Below are 25,048 nucleotides of genomic sequence, written 5' to 3' on the forward strand. Positions count from 1 at the left end.
CTGCCCGGGGATGCCGCAGCCCAGGAGGCCGGCGCTGCCCGACGACCTCCCCCTCTGCGTACGGCGCCCCGCCGCAGCCTGATCCACGCGGACCGCCTCGGGACGCTCGACCGTGTATCCAGGGAGGCATCAGATGCCAGTCTCGTTCGACAGCCAGATCAGCTTCATCGCCGGTCAGGAGATCGACGTCCCGGAGGGCGACGTGTCGTTCGCGGCGGGGGAGGAGAGCCCGGACCTGCAGGACCTGAAGAAGCAGGGCGCCGTGGTCGACTCCAACCTGGTGGTCTTTCCCGAGGACACGCCGGCCAGCGTGCGCAACGCGGTCTGCAACTGGACCCTCTTCGCCCAGCGCGCGGCGACCAAGAAGGTCGATCCGCAGCAGGCCAAGGAGTGGGTCGACGTCTACCTCGACGTCCTGCTGCACACCGGATGGGCGCTGCGCGAGGAGGCCTCCTCCTGGTCCGAGGAGCACGTGGTCGGGTCGGTGGTCCACCAGAAGATCCTCGACCTCGTGGCCGTCGCGCTCGGGCCCGTGCCGGGCGCCCTGGCCCTGGTGACCGCGGCGCTGACGTCCCTCCAGGGGATGAACGAGCGGAGCAAGTGGATCACGCTGTTCGACCGCCGGGCGAAGAGCGCCGTGAGCACCGGATTCTCGGTCGCCAACGTCGACCCGCACGCCGACGGTTCGGCACAGCTGCGTTCGATCGACTTCCGGGTGGAGGCCAGGAAGACCCTGACCCAGTTCCTCTTCTTCCGCTTCACCAGTGAGGAGGCCCTGATGTTCAAGCGAGGCGTCGTCCTCTTCATCTCGGCCGAGGCGTTGCAGGAGCTCGCCCCCGCGATCGAGCAGCGCGTGACGGCCTTCGCCAAGGACAACATCGCGGCCTTCGACCTCTAGCGATGCGTCATGGTGCCGGGTGATCGAGACCGAGTCGGGCCGATGTTCCAGGCCAACGGGCTCGACGGCGCCACCGGTGGCTACCTGCACCCGGCCCTGAGTGCGGACCAGCTGGCGGGGGTGGCGATCGGCGAGCCGATCGACACGCCCGAGGTCCGCGAGCTGCGATGGTGGCATCGGCTGCGCACCGAGCAGACCTACGGGGTGGCCCAGGGCATCGATCCCACTCGCTTCGAGGAGGCCGGGTGGGGCCTGATCGCCGCGGCCGATCTGGCGCCGGCGGTGCTCGACGCCCTCGAGCCGTTGCGGCGGCTGCGTTGCGAGCAGGTCACCTCCGGAGGACACCCGGACTTCTACCGGGAGTTCGTGGGCGAGCACGCCTACCGCCGCGGTGAGTCCAAGCAGCAGTTCCTGGGCAGGTTCGGCGTGGGGCCGGGACCGGCCAATCCGGCGAACGGCGTGCCCTACTACCTGCTGATCGTCGGGCAACCCGACACCGTCCCCTTCTCCTTCCAGTACCAGCTCGACGTCGCCTACGCGGTCGGGAGGATCTGCTTCGACACACCGGGGGAGTACGCCGCCTACGCGCGGGCCGTCGTGGCCGCCGAGGCCGCCGGCGAGCCGGCCGCGCCGCCACGGATCACGCTGTGGAGCCCGACCAACCCCGATGACGCGGCCACGCGACTGAGCACCGAGGAGCTGGTCGTACCGCTCGCTGCCGCGCTCGCGGCCCAGTCCTCCGAGCTGACGGTGGAGGCCCACGTCGGAGCGGCCGCCTCGAAGGCGGGCCTGATCGACGTGCTCACGGCGGGGTCGGCGCCCGACGTCGTGTTCACGGCCAGCCACGGCGTCGCGTTCCCGCTCGGCGACGACCGCCAGGAGTCCGACAACGGCGCGCTCGTCTGCCAGGAGTGGCCAGGTCCGCGCGCCGCCGACGGCGCGCTCACCGACGACGTCTACCTCAGCGGCGCCGACATCGTCGACGGCACCGCCGTCCATGGCTCCGTCGTCCTGAGCTTCGCCTGCTTCGGGGCCGGCACGCCGCTCATGGACGACTTCACGCGCCGGGCGTTCACGGACCCGGTCGCGATCGCCGAGCGGCCGTTCGTCGCCCGGCTGCCCCAGCGGCTGCTGGCCCATGAGAGCGGCGGGGTGCTCGCCTTCGTCGGGCACGTCGACCTGGCGTGGGGGTGCTCGTTCCAGTGGCGGGGCCAGCGGCAGCTGGAGGTGTTTCGGAGCGCGCTGATGGACCTGCTCGACGGCTACCCCGTCGGCGCGGCCATGGAGTACTTCAACCAGAGGTACGCCGAGCTGTCGGCGGACCTGACCTCCGAGATCGACGACATCCGCAACTTCGGCAGGATCCCCGACGACTTCGAGCTGGCGAGCCTGTGGACCGCCAACAACGACGCCCGCAACTACACGATCGTCGGCGATCCCGCCGTCCGCGCCCGGAGACGGTGAGCCGGCATGAAGCACGCAGCGGAGTTCCAGATCGGACTGTCGTGGAGTGCCGAACAGGCCGCGTTCGACGTGACGCTCCATGCCTCGACCTCCGACGAGGTCCGCTTCTTCGAGCTGCCGCACAAGCCGTTCCGGCTCGACCTCGTCACCCTGCAGGCGTTGGTCCCCGAGCTCGACGCCTACGCCGTATCGCTCAGCCAGCAGCTGTTCGCGATCCCCAAGCTGCGCGACATCTTCATCGAGATGGCGACCTTCGCAGCGGACGCGGGGATCCTGCTGCACGTGCGGCTGATGCTCGACCGGCTCGCCCCGGCCGAATACCACACCGTGCGCTGGGAGCTGCTGCTCGACCCGCGGGACGGCAAGCCGATCGCGCTGCAGCCCCGGATGACGTTCACGCGGTTCGTCAACCCGAGCGCGCACCGCACCGTCTCACTGCGGACCAAGGGCGACCTGCGGGCCCTCGTCGTGGCCGCCGACCCGGAGCCGTCCGAGCTGGCACGGTACGGCGAGTTCGGCGGCGGGGGCCGTCCCCTGCAGCCGATCAACTCCCAGGAGGAGGCGAGCCGGGCGGAGCGGTGCCTGCAGCCCATCGCGACCACGGTGCTGTGTCAGCGCGGCAAGGCGACCCTCGACGGCATCACCGCGCTGCTCAGGGACGCCGACCGCCAGGGCCACGGCTACGACATCGTCTACCTGATCGCCCACGGCGCGCTGCACGAGCAGGGCCCGGTGCTCTACCTCGACTCGGAGTCGGGGGGAGTCGCGCCGGTGGCGGGCGGGCTGTTCGCCGAGGCGATGACGGCACTCGACCGCCCGCCGACGCTCGTCGTGCTGTCGTCGTGCGAGACCGCCGCCTCGGCGGCCGACCCGGAGGCGACGAGCATGGGCGAGTCGGCCGTCGCGCTCGGCCCGATGCTGAGCGGCGCGGGCATCTCCACCGTGATCGGGATGCACGGCCGGGCGACGGTGCCGACCGTCGAGGCCTTCATGCCGATGTTCTTCACGACGCTGCAGCAGACCGGGTCGATCTACCAGGCGATGCTCGACGCGAGGACGGCCGTCAGGGAGCGCTGGGACTGGTGGGCCCCGGTCCTGCTCACGAGGCTGCGGGCCGGGATGATCTGGTACTCGCCCGGGTACCTCACCCCCGGGAGCGCGCCGAGCATGCAGGTGTTCGTCGACGCCATGCACGACAGCATGTGCACGCCGATCATCGGTCCGCGGCTCAGCACCGGGTTCTTCCCCGACCGACAGCAGATCGCGCGGGGCATCGCGGCCCGCCTGCAGGTGCCGATCACGCCGGGGTCCAGCAACGACCTCGCCAGGGTCAGCCAGTACCTCGCCGTGGCCCACGACGCCCGCTATCCGCGTTCGGTGCTGGTCAGGTACCTCACCGAACGGGTCCTCGAGGACGGCGGCCTCACCGAGGCGGACATCCGCGAGGCCGACGAACAGGCGCCCGGTCAGGTGGCCAAGGGGCCCAGGTTGAACCGCCTGATCAGCCAGATCGGGAGACGTCAACGCAGCCAGGATCCCGAGGACCCGTACGCGATCCTGGCCGACCTGCCGTTCCCCATCTACTTCACCACCAGCTTCACGACCCTGCTGGAGGACGCTCTCGCCGACGCGCACCGGCCCCCCAACATCGTCGACTTCCCGTGGGACGGGGGCCGGGTCACCAACCGGAGCAACAGCCGGCCGGACCCGGGCGCCCCCACCGTCGTCCGCCTCTTCGGGGGCTTCGACGACCCGGACTCGATGGTGCTCACCGAGGACGACTACTTCAAGTACCTCACCACCTGGACCACGGCGAAGAGCCAGGTCCTCAAGGGCCTGCAGAGCAAGCTGACCAACAACAACCTGCTGATGATGGGCTTCGGCCTCGACGACTGGGACTTCCGGGTGCTGTTCCGGAGCATCTTCACGATGGGTGGGGCCACGCCCCGGCTGCGGACGCTCGCCCACATCGCCGTGCAGGTCACCCCCGAGAGCGACGTCATCGAGGCCGACGCCGTGCAGGACTACCTGGAGCAGTACTACAGCAGCACGGCGACGCACTTCGCGGTGCGCTGGGGCACGCCGTCCGAGCTGCTCACGGAGCTGAGGAGCCAATGGTCCAGCTGAGACCGACCTTCGCGTCGTCCAAGCCCAGCACGAACCCGTACGTCGGGCCGAGGGCCTTCGGGCACGGTGACAAGCTCTACGGGCGCGATCGAGAGCTGCTTGAGCTGAGCGATCTCCTCGTCGCCGAGCGCATCGTCGTCCTGCACTCGCCGTCCGGAGCGGGCAAGACCTCGCTCATCCAGGCGGAGGACGGCCTGTTGCGGGTGCTGAAGCGGCAGCGGTTCAGCCCCCTCCCGCCGGTGCGGGTGAACCTGCAGCCGTTGGGGAAGCCGGCCGTCGCCGGCCGCTACGCCTACAGCATCATGGAGTCGCTCGAGAGCGCGCGCGGGACGAAGCGGCAGATGACCAGCGAGCAGCTGGCGGGCATGAGTCTCGCGCGGTACCTGAAGGACGCCTACCAGACGTCCGGAGACGGCGGGACCTCCGAACCGCTGGTGCTGATCCTCGACCAGTTCGAGGAGGTGTTCACCCTCGACCCGACCGACGTGGACGGCCGGATCCAGTTCTTCTCCGACCTCGGCGACCTCCTGGACGCCCAGCCGATCTGGACCTTGTTCGTGATGCGCGAGGACCTGCTCGGCGAGCTCGAGACCGTCTCCTACCTGGTGCCCGGGGAGCTCGCGGTCCGCTACCGCCTCGGCCTCCTCGAGCGACCGGCGGCTCGCGAGGCGATCATGAAGCCCACCGAGCGCCTGTACGGCGTCACGTTCACCGCCGAGGCGGCCGACCGCATCCTCGACAACCTGTGCACGATCCTCGTGCAGAGCCCCGGCAGTCCTCCGCAGCCTCAACCGAGCCCGTACGTCGAGGGCGTCATCCTCCAGACCGTGCTGCTGAAGCTCTGGCGGAAGCTGGATCCGGTGCGGGAGGGGCGCAAGGTCATCGAGCTCGAGGACCTCGGTGACCTGCTCCAGCATGTCGACCGCGCCCTCGCCAGCCATTACCACGACTGCGTCGAGGAGGCGGTGCGGCGCAGTCGGATACCCGAGCGGATCATCCGTGACTGGTTCGAGGCGCACCTGATCACCGAGCAGGGCTGGCGCAACCAGGCCGACCGTGGCCCGGGCGACGGCGGCAAGCGCACGGAGCGGTGCCTGGCCACTCTCGAGGCACGGCACATCATCAGGTCCGAGACCCGGCTCCACCGGCAGTGGTGGGAGCTGGTGCACGACCGGTTCCTCAACCCGGTCCGGGACGACAACCGGCGGTGGCGCCGGAGGCAGGACCTGGAGATCATCCCGACGGAGGCGAGGTCGTGGGCCGACGACAAGCGGCCCGAGCTGCTGCTGCCGCCCGAGCGGATCGTCGCCGGCGCGGCCTGGCTGACGGCGCACGAGCACGACGCCTACCCGCACGAGCGGGAGTTCATCGCCGCGTCGGAGACGGCCGCACAGGAGAAGGTCCAGCCGCAGGACGCCAACCAGCAGTGGGACCTCGCCGCCGAATACCTGAGGCTCTACCAGCTGGAGTTCTCGGCCGAGTACCTGAGAACGAGGCGGGTCACGCGCCGGCTCTACGTCCTCACGGGGCTGCTGGCGGTGGTCGTGGTCGTGCTCGTCGTGCTGCTGATCTGGCAGCTGCGCTGACGGCCCATGGCTCGGCTCGACGACTCCGGCGCGGCCGAGCACTCAGATTCGGCGGTCGGGTGGCCGATCCGACTGGTACAAACATCCGGACCGCCTCGAACCGGAGCCGCCGCATGCCCCTGACCTCCGACGCCCGCCGACGCCGCCCATCGGCCGTGGTCGCGGCACTTGCGGTGCTCGGCGGCCTGCTGGTCGCCGCGGGTGGGCCGGCGAGCGAGGCGGACCGGCCGACGACCAGCGTCCGAACGTCCGACGTCGTCCGGATGCGCGCGAGCGCCCCGATCGTGCTGACCGGGCCCGGCTCGGCGAGCACCGGCAGCCGGGTCCGGCTGCGCGGCGACGTGGTCACCACGCTGGTCCGGAGCGCGGCCGGCAAGCGCGCCCGCCCGCGGCCGGTGCACCTGCTCGAGCGCGTCGGCGGCCGGTGGAAGCAGGTCGCGCGCACCAACTCGTCCCGGTCCGGGGCGTTCGCCTTCCGGGTCGCGGCCGGGAACGCCGCGACGACCCGCACGTTCCGTGCCGAGGCACCGGCCTCCCGGGGTCGGGCGAAGGTCCGCAGCCGCACGGTGCGGGTGACGATGACGGCCACGGCCGTCGACGCCGGGGCCTGGGAGACGCTCGCGCCCGGCACCATGGTCGCTCCGGAGCCGCTGCCGGCCGACTACCAGCCGGCGCCGCCGGCGAGCGACTGGAGCTACCTCTTCGACGAGGGCTCGCGGTGGAACCCGTGCGCGCCGGTCCGCTGGGCCTACAATCCGGACCAGCAGACCTACGACGGCGCGTTCGCCGACGTCGTCCGCGCGTACGCACGGATCTCCGCCGCCTCCGGCCTGCAGTTCCAGTACGCGGGGCGGACCGCCGCCGGCTACCGCGGCGCCGACGCCGACATCACCGGGGCGAGCGTCGACCTGGTCGTCTCCTGGGCGACCGCCGCCCAGTTCCCGAAGCTGTCGGGCACCGTCGTCGGCGTCGGCGGCGGCACCGGCCGGAGCACCCTCGACGCGGACGTCCGGTGGCGGATGGTCCTCGGCTACCTGGTGCTCGACGCCGAGCCCGGGATGCCGATCGCCCCTGGCTTCGACGGCAGCGGCTGGGGCCAGATCATGCAGCACGAGATCCTGCACGCGCTCGGACTCGGCCATGCCGTGACCCCGACCCAGCTCATGTACGGCGCCGCCACCGCGAGGAACGCCAGGTTCGGTGCCGGCGACCTGACCGGCATGACCCGGATCGGTAGCGGCTCGGGGTGTCTGTCCTGAGCGGTCGGGCACGGTGGTTGAGGTGTGAAGGCGCGGTGGCGCCTGAGCCTCGAAAGCACCGCCTCGCACGGTGGTTGAGGTGTGAGGGCCGCCAGGCCTCGAAACCTATCCCGCGCTGGGGGAGTGTCGGCGTCCTCCCGGCGGCGCCAGTGTTCGTCCTCCGTCAGCGGGGTCAAGGGTTCCCTGCGGCGGCTTCGCCGCCCTTGACCCCGCTGTCTCCGGACGATTTCGGCGCCTATCGGGAGGACGTCGACCTGTGGTCGGTCCGCTTGGCCTCGCCCTCACGGTGGTTGAGGTGTGAGGGCCGCCAGGCCCGAGCCTCGAAACCACCGTCCCGGTGCGCGGGGGCGGGGGTTCATCACGGGATGAGGCCGACGTTGCGCTTCCCTGGCTCAACTCGCCGGGGGAGGCGTGGTCTGACCGTCATCCCTTGGTGAACCTGTGGCTGGTGTTGACCCTGGGGCAGCGGCGACGGAGGAGTTTCGTCGGCCGGCCGACGAAACTCCTCCTGGGACGACGGACCTTCATCGTCCGGGCGGGAGCTTCGTCGTCCAAGCGGACGCCGACCTGCGTTCGGGACATATCGTGGTCGAGCAGTCGGTGGTTGAGGTGTGAAGGCGCGGTGGCGCCTGAGCCTCGAGACCACCGCACGCGGCCGCGATCGGACCGTTCCGAGCCGGTCGGCCCGGAACCGTGTCGAGCCCGGGTCCGTAGGCTGGGTGCATGTCCGACGTGCAGACCACCCACAACCCCGACCGGAGCCGCTACGAGGCACACATCGACGGTGAGCTGGCCGGGTTCGCCGAGTACCTGCTCACCGACCAGCTGGTGACCTTCACCCACACCGAGGTGGACCGGCGGTTCGAGGGCCGGGGTGTCGGCTCGGCGCTCGCGCGCTTCGCCCTCGACGACGTGCGCGCCGAGGGCTCGCGCCAGGTGCTGCCGCTGTGCCCGTTCATCAAGGGCTGGATCGGCAAGCACCGGGAGTACGTCGACCTGGTCTACGGCGCCCGGAGTGGCAGCACGCAGGACTGACGCTTCCTCCACAGGGCTGTGCACAGGAACCCCGGCACCTGTGCATCGCCCGAGGGGCCCGTACACAGTCCATCAACAGATTTCCCCGTGGGCTTGGGGGTTTCCGCCCCGCTGTTGTCGCTGTCCGAGGGCGGTTCTAGGCTCGCCCGGTGTCGACCACAAGTCGCCGTGTCGACAAGTCGGGGAGGAGCGTCGGATGAACGCAGGTGGCACCGCTGGCGGATCGGTTCCCCCCTCCGGCGCAGCCGGCGAGATGCCACCCCTGGTCCGCACGCCCGTCCCTTCCCCCGACCCGCGAGATGAGCTGCCCGTGTCCGACCCCCTGCCGTTCGAGCGCCCGGCCACCCCGGAGCCCGTCCTCGGCCCGACCGGCCGGCCGCTGCCCGACCTGCCGGAGCCGCGCCCGCTGACCAGCCACGGGCACGCCCGGGTGATCTCGATGTGCAACCAGAAGGGCGGGGTCGGCAAGACGACGACCACCATCAACCTCGGCGCGTCGCTGGCGGAGTACGGCCGCAAGGTGCTGCTCGTCGACTTCGACCCGCAGGGCTCTCTCTCGGTCGGGCTGGGCCTCAACCCCCACGAGATGGAGCTGACCATCTACAACCTGCTCATGGAGCGGGACGTAGAGGTCTCCGAGGTGGTCGTCAAGACCGGCGTCGAGGGCATGGACCTGCTGCCGTCGAACATCGACCTCTCGGCCGCCGAGGTGCAGCTGGTCCACGAGGTCGCCCGCGAGCAGACCCTGCAGCGGGTGCTCGCGCCGGCCCTGGAGCACTACGACGTCATCCTCATCGACTGCCAGCCGTCCCTCGGCCTGCTCACCGTGAACGCGCTCACCGCCTCCGACGGCGTGATCGTGCCGCTGGAGTGCGAGTACTTCGCGCTGCGCGGCGTCGCGCTGCTGAAGACCACGATCGACAAGGTGCGCGAGCGGCTCAACCCCAAGCTCGAGATCGACGGCGTGCTCGGCACCATGTACGACGGCCGCACCCTGCACAGCCGCGAGGTGATGGAGCGCCTGGTGCAGGCCTGGGGAGACACCGTCTTCCACACCGTGATCCGCCGGACCGTGAAGTTCTCCGACTCCACGGTCGCCGGCGAGCCGATCACGACGTACGCCTCGTCGTCCTCGGGTGCCGACGCCTACCGCCAGCTGGCCAAGGAGGTGCTGGCTCGGTGGCCAGACGCGTGAGCCTGCCCGCCGCCGACGATCTCTTCCGGCGTACCGCTCCCGCCGCGGAGCCGCCCGCGGCCGCCGAGCCGGAGGTCGCGACCGGGCCGGCGGCTCCCGAGGCCGCGGCGAAGCGCCCGCGCAAGCCGAGCGGCCGGGTGCGTCACGACGAGAAGATGACGGTGTACGTCACCTCCGACGAGCTGCTCGACCTCGAGCACGCCCGGCTCGTGCTGCGTCGGTCCCACGGCCTGGCCGTCGATCGCGGGCGGCTCGTGCGGGAGGCGATCGCGATGGCGCTCGCCGACTTCGAGGCGAACGGCGACGACAGTGCCCTGGTGCGACGATTGACCGAGGAATGACCGCCGACCTCCAGCACTCCGACGGAGCCGTCGCCGCTGTGTCCTCGGCCACGGGGGAGGGCGCGCCGGCCTTCGAGGTGCGCCTCGACAACTTCGAGGGCCCCTTCGACCTGCTGCTCAGCCTGATCGCGAAGCACAAGCTCGACATCACCGAGGTCTCGCTGTCCAAGGTCACCGACGAGTTCATCGCGCACGTCAAGGCGATGGGGTCGAGCTGGGACCTCGAGCAGACGACGTCGTTCCTGCTGGTCGCCTCGACCCTGCTCGACCTCAAGGCGGCGCGGCTGCTGCCGCAGGGCGACGTCGAGGACGAGGAGGACCTCGCGCTGCTGGAGGCCCGCGACCTGCTCTTCGCGCGGCTGCTGCAGTACAAGGCGTTCAAGCAGGTCGCCACCGTGCTCGAGGAGCGGCTGGCCGCCGAGTCGCGGCGGCACCCGCGGTCGGTGGGGCTCGAGGAGCGCTACGCGGGCCTGCTGCCCGAGGTGCTGATCGGCATCGGCCTCGACCAGTTCGCCCAGCTCGCGGCGAAGGCGCTGGAGCCGAAGCCCGTGCTGGAGCTCACGCTGCACCACATCCACGCCGCGAAGGTGAGTGTGCGGGAGCAGGCCGCGCTCGTGGTCGAGCGGCTGCGGCGCAGCGGTGCGATGACCTTCCGGGCGCTCTGCGGCGACTCGCCCGACAAGCTGACGACGGTGGCGCGGTTCCTCTCGCTGCTCGAGCTGTTCCGCGAGGGGGCGGTGGGCTTCGAGCAGCTCACGCCCCTGGGCGAGCTCACCGTACGGTGGACGGGAGACGACGACACCTCCGTCGACGAGCTGGTCACCGACGAGTTCGACGGGGCGCCGCCCGACGAGGTGGACGAGTCGGCAGCGGATGCGACAGAGGGTGCGGCAGACGAGGGAGATGACGGCGATGAGTGACACCGAGGTCGAGACCGAGACCGAGGTGGAGGCCCCGGCGGAGCATGTCGAGGAGCAGATCGCGGTGCCGGTGGCCGCGCTGCGTCCCTCGCTCGAGGCGCTGCTGATGGTCGCCGACCAGCCGATGGAGACGATGACCCTGGCCACCGCGGTGGGCTACCCGGTCGACGCCGTCACCGCGGCTCTCGACGAGCTGGCGGCGGAGTACACCGAGCAGGGCCGCGGCTTCGAGCTGCGCAACGTCGGCGGCGGCTGGCGCTACTACACCCGCGACGAGTACGCCGCGGTCGTCGAGGGCTACGTGCTCGAGGGGCAGCAGGCCCGGCTGACGCAGGCCGCCCTGGAGACGCTCGCCGTGGTGGCGTACAAGCAGCCGGTGTCGCGGGCGCGGGTCTCGGCGATCCGCGGGGTGAACGTCGACGGCGTGATGCGCACGCTGCTGACCCGCGGCCTGGTCGAGGAGGCGGGGCAGGACCACGAGACCGGCGCGAACCTCTACCGGACGACCAGCTACTTCCTCGAGCGGATCGGCATCACCTCGCTCGACGACCTGCCCGAGCTCGCGCCGTACCTCCCGGACATGGAGGACCTCGAGGACGAGCTGGCCGAGATGGTCGCGCCGACGCCGGTGGCGTCGGAGCCCGAGCCCGAGCCCGAGCCCGAGCCGGCGCCGGAACCCGGGCCGGTCGCGCCCGCGCACCCGCACTCGCCGCACAGCGGCGACGGCACCGAGCCCGACGGCGGAACCGAGCCGACGTGATCGCCGACCATCCCACGATCGAGACCGACGACGAGGGCCTGATCCGGCTGCAGAAGCTGCTCGCCCAGTCGGGCGTCGCCTCCCGGCGCAAGTGCGAGGAGCTGATGCTCGACGGGCAGGTGGAGGTCGACGGCGAGATCGTCACCCGGCTCGGCACCAAGGTCGACCCGCGCACCGCGGTGATCCGGGTGGCCGGCAAGCGGCTGCCGCCGATCTCCGAGAAGGTCTACCTGGTGCTGAACAAGCCCCGGGGCGTGGTCTCGACGATGTCCGACCCCGAGGGCCGCAGGACGCTCGGCGACCTGGTCGCCGACCGCCCGGAGCGGCTCTTCCACGTCGGCCGCCTCGACACCGACACCTCCGGCCTGATCCTGCTCACCAACGACGGTGACTTCGCGCACCGGATGGCGCACCCGTCCTACGAGGTCGACAAGACCTACGTCGCCGAGGTCGAGGGCGAGGTCTACCGCCGGATCGTCAAGCAGCTGCTCGAGGGAGTGACGCTCGACGACGGGCCGGTGACCGTGCGGAAGGCCCGGATCGTCGAGGCGTCGCCGGCGCGGTCGATCGTCGAGCTGGTCATCCACGAGGGGCGCAACCGGATCGTGCGCCGCCTGCTCGACCACGTGGGACACCCGGTGCGTCGACTCACCCGCACCGCCATCGGCCCGGTCACGCTCGGCCGACTGCCGGTGGGGGAGATGCGGGCGCTGAGTCGGACGGAGCTCGGCGACCTGCTCGACCGCGCCCAGCTCTGATGGTGGGCGGGGTGGTTTCGAGACGGTTGCTAGCGCAACCTCCTCAACCACCGGGTCGGACCGTGATCGGTCATGGTGGTTGAGGAAGGCGCGTCTACGGTGGTTGAGGAAGGCGCGCTGGCGCCTGTCTCGAAACCACCTGTCTGGGCCGGGGGCTGGGTCGTGTTGGTGGTTTCGAGACGGTTGCTGGCGCAACCTCCTCAACCACCGTCGTCGGACCGTGATCGGTCATGGTGGTTGAGGAAGGCGCGCTGGCGCCTGTCTCGAAACCACCTGTCCGGGTCGGGGCTGGGTCGTGTTGGTGCGTGGTTTCGAGACGGTTGCTAGCGCAACCTCCTCAACCACCGGGGTCCGTCGTCGGTGGTTGAGGTGCGAGGAGCGCTAGCGACGAGCCTCGAAACCACCGCTACCGTGGTCACGTGGACGCCGCGATCCATCCGGCCCTCGCGCCGTACGTCGCCTCGCTGACGGCGTACGACGTCGACCTCGGCGGGCCCGGGGTGCACCGGGGGCTGCCCGGCACGACGCTCACGTTCGTGCTGCCGGTCGGCGAGCCGCTCGACGTGGGGTGGGCGGGCGACGCCGAGAGCCGCGGCCGGCGCTGGTCGACGCTGTCGGGACTGCACGCACACCCGGCCGAGATCCACCACGACGGCTACCAGGCCGGGGTCCAGCTGGCGCTGACGACGGCCGGCGCGCGGGCGCTGTTCGGGATGCCGGCCGCCGAGCTGGTCGGGGCGCTGGTCGAGCTCGACGAGGTCGACCGGGTCGCCGCCCTGCGGCACCTGCCGGAGCGGCTGGCCGCGGTTCGCCCCGCCGAGCGCACCGCGATCGTCGAGCAGGCACTGCTGCGCGAGCTGACCGACGCCGCACCGCGGCCCGAGGTCGGCCGCGCGCTCGCCCGGCTGACCCGCGGCGCCACGGTGCAGGAGGTCGCCGCCGACGTCGGCTACAGCCGCCGGCACCTGAGCACGCTGGTGCGCGGCGAGTGCGGCCTGACGCCGCAGCAGGTACGCCGGCTGGGCCGGTTCGAGCGCTCCCGCGCGATCCTCGGGCGAGTGCCGCTGGCCGAGGCCGCGCAGCGGTGCGGGTACGCAGACCAGACCCACCTCACCCGCGAGTGGGTGGCGCTGGCCGGGTGCCCGCCGACCACGTGGCTGCGCGAGGAGTTCCCGTTCCTTCAAGACCTCCACCCCGGTGACGGGGGAGAGTGAGCGTCATGAGCGATGCAGCAGAGGTCCGGCTCTGGCACACGATGTCCTTCCGCGACGCCGACGCGATGATCGCGTGGCTGGGCGCCGTCGGGTTCACCGAGCACGCGACGTACCGCGACGAGGCCGACCCGACCGTCGTCGTGCACGCCGAGTGGCTGTGGCCGGGCGGCGGCGGGATCATGTTCGGCAGCCAGCGCCCCGACGGCGCCGTTACGAACGTCGGCGGCTCGGCGGCGTACCTCGTCACCGACGACCCCGACGCCGTCTTCCAGCGCGCGGTCGACGCCGGCGCGACGGTGCTCCGCGAGATGGTCGACCAGGACTACGGGGGCCGCGGCGGCAGCGTCGAGGACCCCGAGGGCAACCACTGGTCGTTCGGCAGCTACCAGCCGTCCTGAGACTGCCGCACGCGGCCACCGCGACTCTCGTTAGGGTCTAGGCGTGGCAGTGAGGGCAGTGCGAGGGGCGACCCAGCTCGAGGACGACGTGCGGGACCACATGCTCGAGCGGGTGGCCGAGATGGTCACCGACGTGATGGAGTCCAACGGTCTCGAGGTCGACGACTTCATCTCGGTGATCTTCACCGCGACGTCGGACCTGCACTCGGAGTTCCCGGCGTACGCCGCGCGACGGCTCGGGTTCGGCGAGATCCCGCTGATCTGCGCGCGCGAGCTGGAGATCGAGGGCTCGATGCCGCGGGTGGTGCGGATGATGGCGCACGTCGAGACCGATCTGCCCCGGTCGGACATCACGCACGTCTACCTGCACGGCGCCGCCGCGCTGCGGCGCGACCTGACCCGGGTCCGGGCGGTCCCCGACGATGAGTGAGGGCCGGCGGGAGCTGACCGGCCCGGTCGAGGTGATCGGCACCGGCCTGCTCGGCACCTCGGTGGCGCTCGCCTGCCGCCGCGCCGGCATCGAGGTACTGCTCACCGACGTCTCGGCCGACCACGTCCGCACGGCCTCCGCCCTCGGTGCCGGCCGCCCGCGCGCGGACGGAGATCGACCCCAGCTGGTCGTCGTCGCCGTCCCCCCGGACCACCTGGGCGCGTCGATCGCGGCCGCGCTCGACGCCGGGGACGCGGTCGTCACCGACGTCGGCAGCGTCAAGACCGGTCCGCTCGCGGCGGTGCACGACCATCCGCGGGTCCGTCGCTACGTCGGCGGCCACCCGATGGCCGGCAGTGAGCGGTCCGGCCCCCTCGCCGCCACCGCCGACCTGTTCGAGGGCCGCCCGTGGGCGATCGCGGCGCATCCTGACGCCGATCCCGACGCGGTCGGGCTGGTCGAGGAGCTGGTCGGGCTGTGTGCCGGCGTCGTCGTCCGGCTCAGCCCCGAGGACCACGACCGGGCGGTGGCCCGCACCTCCCACGTGCCGCACCTGCTCGCGTCGCTGGCGGCCGGCCGGCTCGCCGACGCTCCCGCCGACCACCTCCGGCTCTCCGGGCAGGGGGTCCGCGACGTCACCCGGGTGGCTGCGGGCAGCCCGCAGCTCTACGGCCAGATCGTCGCCGCGAACGCCGCCGCCGTCCTCGGGCTGCTCGGCGAGGTCCGCGGCGAGCTCGACGCCCTGATCGGGGCGATCGCGGCCGCCGACGGCGACGCCCTCGCCGCCGTACTTCAGCAGGGGGTGGCCGGCACCCTCGCGATCCCCGGCAAGCACGGCGGCCCGGTGCGGCCCACGGCCTCGGTCTTCGTCTCCGTGCCGGACGAGCCCGGCGTGCTCGCGCGGCTGTTCCTGGCGGCCGGCGAGGCGGAGGTCAACATCGAGGACGTGCGCATCGACCACGACCTCGGCCGCCAGGTCGGCCTCGTGGAGCTGATCGTCGACGAGTCCCGCGCCGACCACCTGCTCGCGTCGCTCGAATCCCGCGGCTGGCTGACGCACCGGTAGGCTGCGGCCCCGTGAACAGCTCCGCACGCACCGCTCCTGCCGGCCTGGTCGTCGCCGTCGACGGCACCTCGGGGTCCGGCAAGTCGAGCACCTCGCGCGGGGTCGCCGACCGGCTGGGCCTGCGCTACCTCGACACCGGCGCGATGTTCCGCGCGATGACCTGGTGGATGCTCGAGCGCGGCGTCGACGTGCACGACCCGGCCGCGGTCGCCGCGCGCTGCGGCGAGCCCGAGATCGTGTCGGGCACCGATCCGCTCGGCCCCACGATCACCGTCGACGGCACGGACGTCGAGGTCGCCATCCGCAGCGACGAGGTCAACGCGGCCGTGTCGCCGGTCAGCGCGGTTCCCGAGGTGCGGGCCCGGCTGCTGGCGCTCCAGCGCGCCGTCATCGCGGCCGAGACCGACCGCGGCGGCATCGTGGTCGAGGGCCGCGACATCGGGTCGGTCGTCGCACCCGACGCGCCGGTCAAGGTCTACCTGAGTGCCGACCCGGCCGCCCGGGCCGCGCGACGGGCCGCCGAGCAGGGCGGCGCCGACGTCGCGGCCACCCGCGCGTCGCTGCTCGCCCGCGACCGCATCGACTCCGGCCGGGCCGCGGCCCCGCTCGTGCAGGCCGACGGCGCCGTCCACATCGACACCACGTCGGCCACGCTCGAGGAGGTCATCGGCCTGGTCGTGTCGCTGGTCGAGTCTGCGGGGACCCCGCAATGAGTACCCAGCGCGCCCACCTGGCCCCGCCGCGCAGCGACCGGGTCAAGGGCGCGCCGCGCTACCTGCTGCACTCCCTGCGGCCGCTCGCGCGCTGGGTGATCCGGCGCCGCTACACCGTGCGTGTCAACCACCGGTCGCACGTCCCCGCGACCGGTCCGGTGATCTTCGCCTCCAACCACGTCGGCGTCATCGACGGGCCGCTGCTCGCGATCTTCGCGCCCCGGCCGGTGCACGCGCTCACCAAGATCGAGATGTTCCGCGGCCTGCTCGGCCGCTTCCTGTGGGCCTCGGGGCAGATCCCGCTGGACCGCTTCCACACCGACCCGCGCGCGGTGAAGACCTGCGTCCGCGCGCTGCGCAGCGGCCGCGCGATCGGTATCTACCCGGAGGGCAGCCGCGGCGCGGGCGACCTCGAGCGGTTCCACCGCGGCGCGGCCTACCTGGCGCTGGTGTCGGGCGCGCCCGTCGTACCAGTCATCATGCTCGGGAGCCGCGAGCCGGGCGGCACCAGCGGCTCGCTCCCGGCACGGGGAGCGACCGTCGACATGGTCTTCGGCGAGGTGTGGCACACCGACGCCGCCCCGTGGCCGCGCACCCGGGAACAAGTGGAGAAGGCGTCGTTGTTGCTCCGTGAGCACATGCTGGTCCAGCTGGACCGGGCGCGCGCGTCGACCGGGAGGGAGCTCCCGGGTCCGCTGCCGCCGACCGACGTAGATCCAGACCCACCGACCGGGGTCACCGACGAAGGAGCACCATGACCGAGCTCGAGCCTGCCGCCGCCGAGGGGCAGCCCGAGAACAGCGGCCCCGTCCCCGTCCTCGCCGTCGTGGGGCGCCCCAACGTCGGCAAGTCGACGCTGGTGAACCGGATCATCGGCCGCCGCGAGGCCGTCGTCGAGGACGTCCCGGGCGTGACCCGCGACCGCGTCTCGTACGACGCCGACTGGGCCGGCCGCGCGTTCACGGTCGTCGACACCGGCGGCTGGGACCCCGACGCCCGCGGCCTCGCCGAGCGGATCGCCGCCCAGGCCGAGGTCGCCGTCAGCCTGGCCGACGCCGTGCTCTTCGTCGTCGACGCGACCGTCGGGATCACCGACTCCGACGAGGCGGTCGTGCGGATCCTCCGCAAGTCCGGCAAGCCGGTCGTGCTGGCCGCCAACAAGGTCGACGACCAGCGGACCGAGGCCGAGGCGTACGGCCTGTGGAACCTCGGGCTCGGTGAGCCCTACCCCGTCTCCGCGCTGCACGGCCGCGGCTCGGGCGACCTGCTCGACGCCGTACTCGCGGCCCTGCCGGAGCCGCCGCCGGAGCGCGAGCCCGAGGTCGGCGGCCCGCGGCGGGTGGCGATCGTGGGCAAGCCGAACGTCGGCAAGTCGTCGCTGCTCAACAGGCTCGCGGGGGAGGAGCGCGTCGTCGTCGACAACGTCGCCGGCACCACCGTCGACCCCGTCGACGAGCTGATCGAGCTCGGTGGCCGCACCTGGCGCTTCATCGACACCGCCGGCCTGCGCAAGCGGGTCAAGGAGGCCTCCGGCCACGAGTACTACGCGTCGCTGCGCACCTCGACCGCGATCGACCGCGCGGAGGTGGCGGTGCTGGTGCTGGACGCCGACCAGTCGATCTCCGAGCAGGACGTGCGCATCCTGCAGACCGTCCGCGAGGCCGGCCGGGCGCTGGTGATCGCCTTCAACAAGTGGGACCTCGTCGACGAGGAGCGCCGCTACTACCTGGAGCGGGAGATCGAGCGCGAGCTGGTGCAGGTGCAGTGGGCGCCGCGGATCAACGTCACCGCGCGCACCGGCTGGCACGTCGACCGGCTGGTCCCGGCGCTCGACAAGGCGCTGGAGGGCTGGGAGACCCGGATCTCCACCGGCGCGCTGAACGGCTTCCTGGGCCGGCTGGTCGCCGAGCATCCGCACCCGGTGCGCGGCGGCAAGCAGCCGAAGATCCTCTTCGGCACCCAGGCGACGACCGCGCCGCCGACGTTCATCCTCTTCACGAGCGGCAAGCTCGACGCGGCGTACGAGCGGTTCATCGAGCGTCGGCTGCGCGAGGAGTTCGGCTTCGTCGGCACCCCGATCGTGCTCCAGCAGCGGCCGCGCGAGAAGCGCAAGCGGTAGCCCAGATCCACCCGGATTGAGGACAGCAACCGGCCTGATCGGTTCCTAGAGTCGAGGCATGACCACCGAACGCGCCGACCTCCTCGACCTGCTCCGAAAGCACCGCGAGCTCTTCCGGTTCACCGTCCAGGGCCTCACCGACGAGCAGGCCGCCAGCCGGCCGACCGTCAGCGAGCTCTGCCTCGGCGGCCTGATCAAGCACGTCACCGCGACCGAGAAGACCTGGGCCGACTTCGTGGCGCACGGCCCCGCCGCGCAGCCCGACGTGGACTGGGCGAACATCGACTGGTCGAACCCGCCGGCGTTCATCATCGAGCACCAGAACGGCTTCCGGATGCTCGACGGCGAGACCCTGGAGGGCCTGCTGGCGGCGTACGACGTGGTGGCCGGCGAGACCGACCGGCTGGTCGAGACCGTGGACCTCGACCGGCGCTACCCGCTGCCCGAGGCGCCGTGGTTCGAGCCGGGCGCGAGCTGGTCGGCCCGGCGCGCGTTCGCCCACATCGCGGTCGAGACCGCCCAGCACGCCGGCCACGCCGACATCCTCCGCGAGACCATCGATGGGCAGAAGTCGATGGGCTGACCGGCCCCGCCGGGGTCGTGCTGCCCGGAGCGCGCCGGGCGCCTCTCCGTAGCGCGACCCGATTCCGGGGAACCGGCCGGGCTGCGGTAGTGTTCACGCGGCTCGCTGCTCACAAGGTGGCGACCGTTCGGGCTGTGGCGCAGCTTGGTAGCGCACTTGACTGGGGGTCAAGGGGTCGCAGGTTCAAATCCTGTCAGCCCGACCGAAGAAACCGGCTCTGACCAGCGGAGACGCTGAGCCAGGGCCGGTTTCTGTCTTGCGGCGAGCCAGGCAGCGGTCGCTGCCTCACATCTGTATCCCTGCCTCGCGTACTGAGCCCCTGACCCGCGTGAACCTGGTCCGCCATGACGCCCCCCGACGTCGGCGCAGATGGCCCACCCGACGGTGCGCCGGGAACCCACCGAACCAACAGACACGGACGGGCCACTTGGCGGAATGAGGCAGGGGAGGGGGCCGGCCGCCCTCACCGGCACGCAGGGATCCAAGTGACGGTTGGAGCGGACTCATGCCTAGGCCTGTCTCGGCAGGCTCGGCTACGCGCCGGCACGCGGCCTCAGGTTCTCCAAGGCGTGGAACTCCTCGTCGGCGACGTGCTCGCCCGGGGCGGCGTCCCCCGCCAGGGCGGGTTGCAGATCCCGCGGCCGGCCGGGGAGCAGTTGGCCGAGCCAGGCGGGCAGCCACCAGTTCGCGCGGCCGAGCAGTGTCATCGTGGCTGGCACCAGCACCAGGCGGACGACGGTGGCATCGACGGCGATCGCGGTGGCGAGGCCGAGGCCCATCATCTTGATCAGCGGGTCCGGCGCGAGCACGAAGCCGCCGAAGACGGCGACCATGATCAGCGCGGCGCAGCTGATGACTCGGGCGGTGCCGGCCAGGCCGCGGGCGACCGCGGCGTCGTTGTCGCCCGTCGCGTCGTACTCCTCGCGGATCCTCGAGAGCAGGAAGACCTCGTAGTCCATCGAGAGGCCGAAGAGGATCGCGAACATGAAGAGCGGGATGAACGACAGGATCGGTACCGTCGACTCCAGCCCGATCAGCGACCCGCCCCAGCCCCACTGGAAGACCATCACCAGGACGCCGTACGCCGCACCGACGCTGAGCAGGTTCAGCACCGCCGCCTTGAGCGGGACGAGCACCGACCGGAACATCACGAGCAGCAGCAGGACGGATAGCAGCACGACCACGGTGATGAACGCGGGCAGCCGCTCCTGGATGCGGTGCCCGAGGTCGGCCATCACCGCGACCTGGCCGCCGACGTGCGCGGACGCGCCGGTGCCCCCGACGACCGACGGCAGCACCTCGGAGCGGAGCCGGTCGATGGTGGCACGGGTCTCGGCCGACTGTGGCGAGGTCGTCGGCTGGGCGACCAGGACCGCGACGCCGTCTGCGATCTCGGGCGGCGCGACCGCGGCGATCCCCGGGTCGGCGGCGACGGCGGTGCTCAGCGGGCCGACCAGGCCCGCGTCGCCGGCGAGGTCGACGGCGACGACGATCGGCCCGTTGGCGCCGGGGCCGAAGCTGTCGGCGACCAAGTCGTAGGCACGGCGCTCGGTCGTCGACTGCGGCATCGTGCCCTGGTCCGGGAAGCCGAGGGTCAGGGCGGTGACCGGGGCGGCCAGCGCGAGCAGCATCGCTGTCGAGCCCAGCGCGTACGCCGTGGCGTGGCGGCCGACGTGCCTGCCCCAGCGGTGCCAGCGGGCGGTCGTCCGGGCGGCGCGCAGCGCGCGGCGGCCGTTGACCCGGTGGCCGGCCAGGCCGAGCAACGCGGGCAGCAGGGTGAGAGCCGAGAGGACCATCACCAGCACCACGATCGCGATGCCGATGCCGCCGGCGGTGATGAAGGGGATCCGGGCGACAGCCAGGCCGAGGATCGCGACCACGACGGTGCCGCCGGCGAAGACGACCGAGCGGCCGGCGGTGGCCAGCGACCCACCGACCGCGTCCTCGACGCTCCGGCCGTCCGCGAGCAGCTCGCGGTAGCGGGTGAGCACGAAGAGCGAGTAGTCGATGCCGACGCCGAGGCCGACCATCGACCCGATGACGACCGACCAGGCGGGCACGTCCACGGCGTGCGCGACGAGCGATAGCGAGCCGGCGCCCACGGCGAGCCCGAGCAGCGCAGTGCCGATCGGCAGCCCGACCGCCACCAGCGAGCCGAACGCCACGAACAGCACGATGATCGCGATCAGGAGGCCGAGCCCCTCGCCGAGGCCGCCTCCGGAGTCGTCGAAGGCGAAGTAGAGGTCGCCGCCGCTCTCGATCCGCAGGTCCGTGGCAGCCCGGAGGTCGTCGAGGGCGGAGTCCAGCCTGCTCAGGTCGGGCGGCCCGAGCGCGGACCGCTCCGGGTATTGCACGCGCACCAGCGCCACGTCGCCGCTGGCCGCGACGGTGGTGCCGAGCACGTTCGGCAGTCCGGTGACCGCCTGCCGGACCCGTTCGACCCCGGCGGGATCGGCGGGGGTGACGACGACGTCGGCGCCCAGCCCCTGCTCGCCGGCGCCGGCGCGCTCGAGCAGTACGGTGGCGTCGCTGGAGTCCAGGCCCGGTGCGTCGAACGGGTCCTCCAGGGTGCGACCCCAGGCGGCGGACATGGCGGTGACGAGGACGGCGGCCAGCACCCAGGCGCCGATGACGATCCAGGGACGGCGGGCGGCGAGGCGGCCCAGCCGGGCGAGTGTCTGCGACATGCCTCCACCGTCGATGCGTGCGCCGGTCGGCCACATCGGGCATCCGGCCGCGGCGGGGTCGGCCCAATTGCCGAGCGCGCCTCAGCCTTTCGGCGGGTCTGCTCGGGGCGCGGAGTCCCTAGGCTGAAGCGGTGACCAACCACGTGCGCTCCTTCTGGGAGGAGCCCCGCGCGACGCCACCTCCGCCGGCCCGGGTCTGGCGCGACTGGGCGCTGCTCGCAGTGGTGGTCGTGGGCGCGCTGCTCGAGGGGCTGTTGCGCGAAGACATGGACCACCGGGTGCTCGGTCCGGTGATCGTGCTCGCGGTCGCACCGACGCTGCTCTGGCGGCGTACTCACCCGCTGGCCGCGGTCGCGTTCGCCTTCGGGGTGTCCGCCGCGATGGACGCTGTGCTGCTCGCGGCCGACTCACCTCCGACGGACATGTACACGCAGGTCTACTTCCTGGTGCTGCCCTACGCGCTGGTCCGCTGGGCGTCCGGACGCGAGGTCGTGGTCGGCGAGGTGTTCATCGCGATCGCGGCCGCGCTCGGGTTCGTGATCAGCTGGACCGGGTTGGGCGATCTCTTCGGCGGTACGGCGGTCCTGGTCACCGCGATGGTGCTGGCCCGCCTGGTGCGCACGCAGCACGGCGCACGCGAGCGGAAGCTGGAGCAGGCCAAGGCGGAGGAGCGGGTCCAGATCGCCCGCGAGCTGCACGACACCGTCGCCCACCACGTGTCCGCGATCGCGATCCGGGCGCAGGCCGGGCGGGCGCTCGCGGCGAGCAACCCGGCCGCCCCCGTGGAGGCGCTCGAGGTGATCGAGGTCGAGGCGTCGCGCACCCTCGGCGAGCTCCGCGCCATGGTGCGGATGCTGCGCAACCAGGAGCCCGCCGACTACGCGCCGCGGGCCGGCGTCGCCGACCTGGACCGGCTCGTCGTCCGGACACCGGCCGGGCCGCAGGTCGATGTCTCCGTGTCGGGCGACGTCGACCGGCTGGCGCCGGCGGTCGACGCGGCCGTCTTCCGGATCGCCCGCGAGGCCGTCACCAACGCACTGCGACACGCCCGCAACGCGACCCGGGTCGCCGTGCGCGTCGAGGCGAACGGCGCGACCGTGCACCTCCAGGTCCGCGACGACGGCGACCCCGTGAGCGCCGCGGCGTACGACCCGGGCTTCGGGGTCACCGGCATGGTCGAGCGGGCGACGCTGCTCGGCGGCACCTGCCTCGCCGGACCGGCTCCCGACCGCGGCTGGTCGGTGGACGCGACGCTGCCGCGTGAGGTGGCCCGGTGACGATCCGGGTCCTGGTCGCCGACGACCAGGACCTGGTGCGCACCGGCCTGCGGCTGATCCTCGGCACCCTCGACGGGATCGAGGTCGTGGCCGAGGCAGCGGACGGCGAGGAGGCGGTGCGGCTCGGCCGCGAGCTGCGGCCCGACGTCGTGCTCATGGACATCCGGATGCCGCTGCTCGACGGCGTCGAGGCGACGCGACGGTTGGCCGGTCCGGGCGTCGCGGACCCGGTCGCGGTCGTGGTGATCACGACGTTCGACCTGGACGAGTACGTCCACGGCGCGCTGCGCGCCGGTGCGCTCGGCTTCCTGCTGAAAGATGCCGGACCCGAGCTGCTGGGGGAGGCCGTGCGTGCCGCCGCCCGCGGCGACTCGCTGATCTCGCCGAGCATCACCCGGCGGCTGCTCTCGACGTTCGCCGGCACCGACCGCCGCGCGCGGCCCGCCCAGCCGGTCGACCCGCTGACCGAGCGCGAGGAGGAGGTGCTGCTCACCGTCGCCCGCGGCCGCACGAACGCCGAGATCGCCCGCGAGCTGCACATCAGCCTGAGCACCGTGAAGACGCACCTCGCAAGCCTGATGGCCAAGCTCGGCGTCCGGAACCGGGTCGAGGTCGCGATGTGGGCCTACGAGACCGGCCGCGTCGACGACTGACGCGCGTCGTACCCGACGTAGATGTCGCGGTTCGGCGAATCGGCACAGATGCGTCAGGTGCGACTCACACGATGGTTGCGGCGAGCGCGCTGAGACCTCGCCGCCGCGGCCCGCGTCGATCGCCTCGCCGGCGACGTAGCGGTTGGTCTCCAGCTGAGGTACGTCGGCGCCGACTCGGCCGGCCAGGGCTCCGAGCACGGACGGCCACGTCCAGCCATCCGCGGTCACCGAGGCATGATGCCGTTCAGACGGCGGCGATCGCGATGATGCCGACGACAGCCAGCGCGGGCGTTCATCGGCAGGTCCGGGTGAATCGTCGCGTCCGCCAAGAGGCGAAAGACGCGCTCACGAAGCCGCGTGGGATCAAGGCCACGGCGCCGGGAATCTGGTCTCGGGTCCCTGGCTCGCGGGTTGCCGCGTGCACGAGGTGCCTAGGTCACCGGTGATCTCGCGTGTGGCGACGGCGCCTGCGGTCCGTTCTTGATGCCGTGGACCAGTTCCGTGACGAGCACGAGCACGAGCACCGCGAACGGTGCGAGGAAGATCAGCACTACCACCCAAAGGTTGCTGTGCCGAGGCTCAAGGTCGAGGGGACCTGTCGCAATGGCCACTGCGACACCAAGCCAGCCCAGAGCCAGAACGATTCCACCCGCCTTCGACAGTCGGCCGCGGGCTCGGTTCCACATGCGGGCGATCGTACGTTCAGAGGTGAGAGCTCATAGGGCAGATCCGCGGACTTCGCGCGACGCCGGCTCGCGGCGGAAAGACTCTGCCCAGAGCGCACGGATCGCGGGATGAGCGGTCGGAGCCGGGACTCGTCAGACCGCCTTCAAGTACCGGTTCGTGACGCGGGACTGGATCACGCGAGTCACCGGACCGCCGAGCCGCGCGAGTAGCGTGGCCGGACGGGAGAAGGCCGTGATGGTGAAGGCCACTGCGCCGTTGTCGCGAAGTTCTACGACGAACGCTTCCTCGCCCCGTTCGGGATGCCCGGGAAGAGTGCCGTAGGCGAAACCCTTCCGGTGGGATTCGTCGATGACGTAGACCACCCTCACCGGGGCGTCCAACCCGAAACGGCTCGCCCCCACTCGGACGATGGCGACTGAGCCCTCGACGACCGGCGCGTCGGACGGCCGCACAGTCAGTCCGGCGCGACGATGCATGTTCCAACTGAGAAGAGTTTGGGCGGCATCCTCGAAACGCTCTGCCCCGAAGCCAGCTACGCGGCTGCGCCGGACGACGCCGTATCCGCCTGGCAGTTCGACAGCGCGGGTCAATCCGACCTCGGAGTAGGTGAATGGAGCCCCGCGGAGCTTCGCAGCCTCTGAGTCGAGGAGGGCTCGTCCCGTCATGGCGAGATGCTCTCACGCAACAGTGACGCGACCTGTCGGCAGATCCGGGTTTCCAAACGCTGCTGCTAGACGCGCTTCAGACGCCCGTCAACCACCATGCACCGTGAGTCCGTGCCATTGTCGGCGGCCATGAAATTCTGCCCGGAGACGGCCACGAAACTGCCCGCTGGCGGACATGAAACCTGCCCGGTGGCGGTCATGGGATCTGCCCGA

General features: G+C 71.9%; 24 protein-coding genes and 1 tRNA gene. 22 read left to right on the forward strand and 3 right to left on the reverse strand.

Annotated features, from left to right (window positions below; all coding sequences use genetic code 11):
• Nucleotides 1-133 precede the first annotated feature (133 nt).
• The 20 genes from FHU40_RS21300 (at nt 134) to FHU40_RS21395 (ending at nt 19,068) form a co-directional block, all read left to right on the forward strand.
• Complete coding sequence (locus FHU40_RS21300; RefSeq protein ID WP_183594349.1) at nt 134-898, forward strand: hypothetical protein; 765 nt, start codon at nt 134-136, stop codon at nt 896-898.
• 42 nt (nt 899-940) lie between these two features.
• The gene (locus tag FHU40_RS21305; protein WP_183594350.1) at nt 941-2,362 is read left to right on the forward strand and encodes a hypothetical protein; all 1,422 of its coding nucleotides are present in this window, start codon (nt 941-943) and stop codon (nt 2,360-2,362) included.
• Between the two features lie 6 nt (nt 2,363-2,368).
• Nucleotides 2,369-4,489 carry an SIR2 family protein gene (locus FHU40_RS21310; protein WP_183594351.1) on the forward strand — a complete coding sequence of 707 codons (2,121 nt, stop codon included), beginning with the start codon at nt 2,369-2,371 and terminating at the stop codon, nt 4,487-4,489.
• The gene (locus FHU40_RS21315; RefSeq protein ID WP_183594352.1) at nt 4,477-6,075 is read left to right on the forward strand and encodes an ATP-binding protein; all 1,599 of its coding nucleotides are present in this window, start codon (nt 4,477-4,479) and stop codon (nt 6,073-6,075) included. The genes FHU40_RS21310 and FHU40_RS21315 overlap by 13 nt, the downstream gene beginning before the upstream one ends.
• 113 nt (nt 6,076-6,188) lie before the next feature.
• Nucleotides 6,189-7,334, forward strand: coding sequence for a zinc metalloprotease (locus tag FHU40_RS21320; protein ID WP_183594353.1), 1,146 nt, complete (start codon nt 6,189-6,191; stop codon nt 7,332-7,334).
• 723 nt (nt 7,335-8,057) lie between these two features.
• Nucleotides 8,058-8,369, forward strand: coding sequence for a GNAT family N-acetyltransferase (locus tag FHU40_RS21325; protein WP_183594354.1), 312 nt, complete (start codon nt 8,058-8,060; stop codon nt 8,367-8,369).
• Nucleotides 8,370-8,673: 304 nt separating this feature from the next.
• Nucleotides 8,674-9,564 carry a ParA family protein gene (locus tag FHU40_RS21330; protein ID WP_425490209.1) on the forward strand — a complete coding sequence of 297 codons (891 nt, stop codon included), beginning with the start codon at nt 8,674-8,676 and terminating at the stop codon, nt 9,562-9,564.
• Nucleotides 9,549-9,905 carry a hypothetical protein gene (locus tag FHU40_RS21335; protein ID WP_183594356.1) on the forward strand — a complete coding sequence of 119 codons (357 nt, stop codon included), beginning with the start codon at nt 9,549-9,551 and terminating at the stop codon, nt 9,903-9,905. The genes FHU40_RS21330 and FHU40_RS21335 overlap by 16 nt, the downstream gene beginning before the upstream one ends.
• Nucleotides 9,902-10,825: a segregation and condensation protein A gene (locus FHU40_RS21340; RefSeq protein ID WP_221200092.1), complete on the forward strand. Its 924-nt coding sequence runs from the start codon at nt 9,902-9,904 to the stop codon at nt 10,823-10,825. The genes FHU40_RS21335 and FHU40_RS21340 overlap by 4 nt, the downstream gene beginning before the upstream one ends.
• Nucleotides 10,818-11,585 carry an SMC-Scp complex subunit ScpB gene (gene scpB / locus FHU40_RS21345; RefSeq protein ID WP_183594357.1) on the forward strand — a complete coding sequence of 256 codons (768 nt, stop codon included), beginning with the start codon at nt 10,818-10,820 and terminating at the stop codon, nt 11,583-11,585. The genes FHU40_RS21340 and scpB overlap by 8 nt, the downstream gene beginning before the upstream one ends.
• On the forward strand, nt 11,585-12,343 hold the full coding sequence (locus FHU40_RS21350; RefSeq protein WP_183594795.1) for a pseudouridine synthase: 759 nt from the start codon (nt 11,585-11,587) through the stop codon (nt 12,341-12,343). Before scpB ends, FHU40_RS21350 begins: the two co-directional genes overlap by 1 nt.
• Before the next feature lie 419 nt (nt 12,344-12,762).
• On the forward strand, nt 12,763-13,557 hold the full coding sequence (locus tag FHU40_RS21355; RefSeq protein ID WP_183594358.1) for a helix-turn-helix domain-containing protein: 795 nt from the start codon (nt 12,763-12,765) through the stop codon (nt 13,555-13,557).
• Nucleotides 13,558-13,562: 5 nt separating this feature from the next.
• The gene (locus FHU40_RS21360; RefSeq protein WP_183594359.1) at nt 13,563-13,955 is read left to right on the forward strand and encodes a VOC family protein; all 393 of its coding nucleotides are present in this window, start codon (nt 13,563-13,565) and stop codon (nt 13,953-13,955) included.
• 43 nt (nt 13,956-13,998) lie between these two features.
• Complete coding sequence (gene aroH / locus FHU40_RS21365) at nt 13,999-14,385, forward strand: chorismate mutase (protein ID WP_183594360.1); 387 nt, start codon at nt 13,999-14,001, stop codon at nt 14,383-14,385.
• Entirely contained in the window at nt 14,378-15,451 is a 1,074-nt protein-coding gene (locus tag FHU40_RS21370) for a prephenate dehydrogenase (RefSeq protein ID WP_183594361.1), read from the forward strand. Before aroH ends, FHU40_RS21370 begins: the two co-directional genes overlap by 8 nt.
• Nucleotides 15,452-15,462: 11 nt before the next feature.
• On the forward strand, nt 15,463-16,164 hold the full coding sequence (gene cmk / locus FHU40_RS21375) for a (d)CMP kinase (RefSeq protein ID WP_343057972.1): 702 nt from the start codon (nt 15,463-15,465) through the stop codon (nt 16,162-16,164).
• Complete coding sequence (locus FHU40_RS21380; protein ID WP_183594362.1) at nt 16,161-16,922, forward strand: lysophospholipid acyltransferase family protein; 762 nt, start codon at nt 16,161-16,163, stop codon at nt 16,920-16,922. Before cmk ends, FHU40_RS21380 begins: the two co-directional genes overlap by 4 nt.
• Nucleotides 16,919-18,283, forward strand: a complete 1,365-nt coding sequence (gene der / locus FHU40_RS21385; RefSeq protein WP_183594363.1) for a ribosome biogenesis GTPase Der — start codon at nt 16,919-16,921, stop codon at nt 18,281-18,283. The genes FHU40_RS21380 and der overlap by 4 nt, the downstream gene beginning before the upstream one ends.
• Nucleotides 18,284-18,341: 58 nt before the next feature.
• A complete protein-coding gene (locus FHU40_RS21390) occupies nt 18,342-18,866 on the forward strand; it encodes a DinB family protein (RefSeq protein ID WP_183594364.1) in 525 nt (174 codons plus the stop codon).
• A 128-nt stretch (nt 18,867-18,994) separates the two neighbouring features.
• A tRNA-Pro gene (locus FHU40_RS21395) sits at nt 18,995-19,068 on the forward strand.
• 331 nt (nt 19,069-19,399) lie between these two features.
• Here FHU40_RS21395 and FHU40_RS21400 read toward each other — a convergent pair.
• On the reverse strand, nt 19,400-21,553 hold the full coding sequence (locus FHU40_RS21400; protein ID WP_183594365.1) for an MMPL family transporter: 2,154 nt from the start codon (nt 21,551-21,553) through the stop codon (nt 19,400-19,402).
• Between the two features lie 131 nt (nt 21,554-21,684).
• Between FHU40_RS21400 and FHU40_RS29715 the strand changes: the two genes are divergently transcribed.
• Together FHU40_RS29715 and FHU40_RS21410 are read left to right on the forward strand one after the other, a co-directional pair.
• Nucleotides 21,685-22,830 (forward strand): histidine kinase, encoded by a 1,146-nt coding sequence (locus tag FHU40_RS29715; protein ID WP_183594366.1) that lies wholly within the window; start codon nt 21,685-21,687, stop codon nt 22,828-22,830.
• Nucleotides 22,827-23,483 carry a response regulator gene (locus FHU40_RS21410; protein ID WP_183594367.1) on the forward strand — a complete coding sequence of 219 codons (657 nt, stop codon included), beginning with the start codon at nt 22,827-22,829 and terminating at the stop codon, nt 23,481-23,483. Before FHU40_RS29715 ends, FHU40_RS21410 begins: the two co-directional genes overlap by 4 nt.
• Before the next feature lie 431 nt (nt 23,484-23,914).
• Here FHU40_RS21410 and FHU40_RS21415 read toward each other — a convergent pair whose 3' ends face one another.
• Nucleotides 23,915-24,169 carry a hypothetical protein gene (locus tag FHU40_RS21415; RefSeq protein WP_183594368.1) on the reverse strand — a complete coding sequence of 85 codons (255 nt, stop codon included), beginning with the start codon at nt 24,167-24,169 and terminating at the stop codon, nt 23,915-23,917.
• A gap of 132 nt (nt 24,170-24,301) precedes the next feature.
• The gene (locus FHU40_RS21420) at nt 24,302-24,835 is read right to left on the reverse strand and encodes a DUF1990 domain-containing protein (RefSeq protein ID WP_183594369.1); all 534 of its coding nucleotides are present in this window, start codon (nt 24,833-24,835) and stop codon (nt 24,302-24,304) included.
• Between the last annotated feature and the right edge of the window lie 213 nt (nt 24,836-25,048).

The organism is Nocardioides soli (assembly GCF_014191495.1).
GTDB classification, from domain to species: domain Bacteria; phylum Actinomycetota; class Actinomycetes; order Propionibacteriales; family Nocardioidaceae; genus Nocardioides; species Nocardioides soli.